The organism is Psychrobacter sp. AOP3-A1-26 (genome assembly GCF_052378235.1).
In the GTDB taxonomy this organism is placed as follows: Bacteria; Pseudomonadota; Gammaproteobacteria; order Pseudomonadales; family Moraxellaceae; genus Psychrobacter.
In genome coordinates this window covers 1-2,923 of sequence record NZ_JBQSXN010000145.1, presented here as the reverse complement: position 1 = coordinate 2,923, position 2,923 = coordinate 1, and the positions used below count along the sequence as shown (strand labels likewise).

At 40.1% G+C, this 2,923-nt stretch carries 3 protein-coding genes; all 3 read left to right on the top strand.

Translation table 11 applies throughout. The annotated features are described in order from the left end of the window. The first annotated feature begins 117 nt into the window (after positions 1-117). The 3 genes from repM (at position 118) to mobV (ending at position 2,680) form a co-directional block, all read left to right on the top strand. Positions 118-1,110, top strand: a complete 993-nt coding sequence (repM, locus tag ACT3TU_RS13795) for a replication initiation protein RepM (protein ID WP_444784499.1) — start codon at positions 118-120, stop codon at positions 1,108-1,110. Positions 1,111-1,175: 65 nt separating this feature from the next. Next, positions 1,176-1,373 carry a hypothetical protein gene (locus ACT3TU_RS13790; protein ID WP_443556011.1) on the top strand — a complete coding sequence of 66 codons (198 nt, stop codon included), beginning with the start codon at positions 1,176-1,178 and terminating at the stop codon, positions 1,371-1,373. A 194-nt stretch (positions 1,374-1,567) separates the two neighbouring features. Beyond that, positions 1,568-2,680 carry a MobV family relaxase gene (mobV, locus tag ACT3TU_RS13785; RefSeq protein ID WP_444784498.1) on the top strand — a complete coding sequence of 371 codons (1,113 nt, stop codon included), beginning with the start codon at positions 1,568-1,570 and terminating at the stop codon, positions 2,678-2,680. The last annotated feature ends 243 nt before the right edge of the window (positions 2,681-2,923 follow it).

Here is a 2,923-nt window from a genome sequence, read left to right as displayed (position 1 = left end):
TTCCCCCTCAATAAGACGAGGTTTCCCTTGCATAAGACGAGGTTGTATTATAACATCATTTTAACAAGAGTGTTATACAACCTCGTCTATTAGACGACATGATCAGGGTAGTTGTTTATGAAGAAGGATATTGTCAAAAAAAGCAATTCGCTAACAGTTGCTTACTATAATTTGTCACTGGTTGAATATCGTGTCTTACACATGGTTTTTACTTCACTAGCTGAAATAGAACCCAATCCTGAGCTATTGAAAAAAGCGAGGTTTGCTGTAAGAGCTACGGACTATATGGAATTGTATGGGGTAGATAGGACGACAGCCTATGAAGCACTTAAAGAAGCGTCAGAGCGTTTATTTAATCGTTATTTTACATACGACTTAGAACTTAGCCCTGAACATCAACTATATGAACGATTGAAGGCTCGGTGGGTCACTAAGATAGGCTATATTGAGCAACAAGCGACTGTCACGCTATATCTATCTGAGGAAGTGTTAAGCATGGTTGGGAAGCTGAATAACCGCTATACAACCTATTTTTTGAATCAAACTGCTGAATTGACTAGTATGTACGCCATTCGCATTTATGAAATGATTGTGCAATGGCGACAAGCCAAAGTTATACCAACAGTCGGCTTACAAGAGTTAAGAGATAGACTAGATATTGACCCTAATGAATACCCACGTATGCACGACTTTAAAAGGAATGTATTAGATTTAGCAGTAACTCAAATCAATGAAAGGACTGACCTCAAAGTTAGCTATATTCAAGATAAGGCTGGTCGCAAAATTACTGGCTTTACTTTTAAATTTAAAGAGAAGACAAAAGAAAAAGTGGGGACAAAAAACCGTGACCCCAATACAATAGATTGGATAAACAATCAGACTGATATAGAAGCTAGCAAACCCCTTACACCTAAGCAGATTGCTAGAGCTGTGAATAGCAAGAAATTCATATCTGATTATGCCCACTTGGTAATGCCACAAAACCCTGCTAATAGCTCATCTAGTGCATGGATTACGCACATGGCGACTTGGCTCAAGAAAGACCCTAGCAAGTTCACCAAACGACCTATGAAAGAGTATCTTGATGACGAACAAGCAGATAGATTTTAAGTACAAATGTTTTACATTTAATGTACTCACATAAGCGAAAAGTAATAACAAGGAGCGATAGAGCTATGAGTGATAGCACAGAGAAAAAGGATTTAGTGCAAGGCTGGTTAGACCGCCAAGCACTGAACGCCATTCAAATGAGCGAGGATGAGAATTACCGTCAGCTGGTAGCAGTAAGGGCAACGAATTGGGGCAAGGACATAACAGCGAAGTCAGACCTACGGATAAAGCAATCACAAGCACCTCACTTAGAAATAAAATAAAACCGTAAGGTTTGTTTTTGGAAAACCCCAGCCGATCCAAATTGTCGGCTGGGGTTTTTTTTGGGGTTCAAAGGGGTTCGCCCCTTGCTCATCTCCCTTTAATTTATTAATCTAGCCATGCTAGATTAATAAATTAAAGGTGTAGTGAGTACACCTTTGCAAAACCACACACAATTATCAGGGAAAAGGTGGCTATGAACTATGCGATTTTAAGGACTGCAAAACTAAAGACAATGGGGAACATTGGCGGCAGTCTTGCACACAATTACAGGACGATAGACACGCCTAATGCTGACCCTAACCGCACCTCTAAAAACGTCCATACGGTCGCTACCGCTGAAGCAGTCAAACAGGCAATACAAGATTTGCTCCCTGAAAAAAGGCGTTCTGATGCGGTTCTGTGCGTTGAATATTTAATAACTGCCAGTCCTGAATGGGACGGCTGGGGAACAAACAAAGAAAACGATTTTTTTGAGCGAGCTGGTCAGTGGCTCTATGACAAGCATGGTAAGGAAAATATCGCTGGTATGAGCCTTCATGTTGATGAAACTACACCGCATTTAGTCGCTTATGTTGTTCCCATTGACCAAAGAGGGAAGCTCAACTGCAAAGAGTTTCTAGGTGGTCGGGCTAAATTAAACAAAATGCAGACTGATTTTGCCAAGGAGGTGAAAGACTTAGGACTAGAACGAGGTAGGGAAGGCTCAAAGGCAAAGCACACAAGCATTAAGCAATATTACGATGCTATCAACAAGGCTCAAGAAGTCGAGATTGAACCAAAAATACCCGAAACAACTATGTTTGAGAGCAAAAAGGCATACGCTGGAAGGGTTGCCGATGCTTACAAGCCCAAGATAGCGACTGCCAACAGTATCTTGAGCGATTACAAGTACACCAAGCACGACAAAGAGGTGTTACTAAGCGTACAAGCCCATACGGAACAACGAGCAAAGCCATATTTTAACGCTATTAAGGGGCTAGATAAAGATGAAATTACTAGGGTAAATGAGGCAATGCAGCTAGAAAGCCGTAAAATCGCCGTAGAGAAGAATGAAAGAAAAAAGGCTATGGAGGTATCAAAAGAGGCTCAGACAGAGCTTAAAACGGAATATAGGGACAAATGGACTAGTTTTTATAGGGCATTACCAAAGTCTAAAAGGGCTAAAGTGGCTGGATTACTAACAGAAGTCAGAAATAAAAAATCCCCTGAAGCTGTACGAGCGTTTAAAAACAAATTAATAAAAGAACCAGAGGTAATTGATAGATTGCCTAACCCCAAAACTAAAGACCGAGATATTTCGATGTAGTTATTTTTTTCTTTTGTCTTCAACCCTTGGAAGCTCTGATAAATAGCGTTGACTTGGTTATAGTCACACGTTTCTTTGCTATTAAATCATTAAAAAAACAAAAAATCTCTTAATCCTTTAATTACTTTAACTACTTTAACTACTTTAAGCCCTCTGAAACCATTGCTACATATGGCTTTAATACTCAATAAGACGAGGTTTCCCCCTCAATAAGACGAGGTTTCCCCCTCAATAAGACGAGGT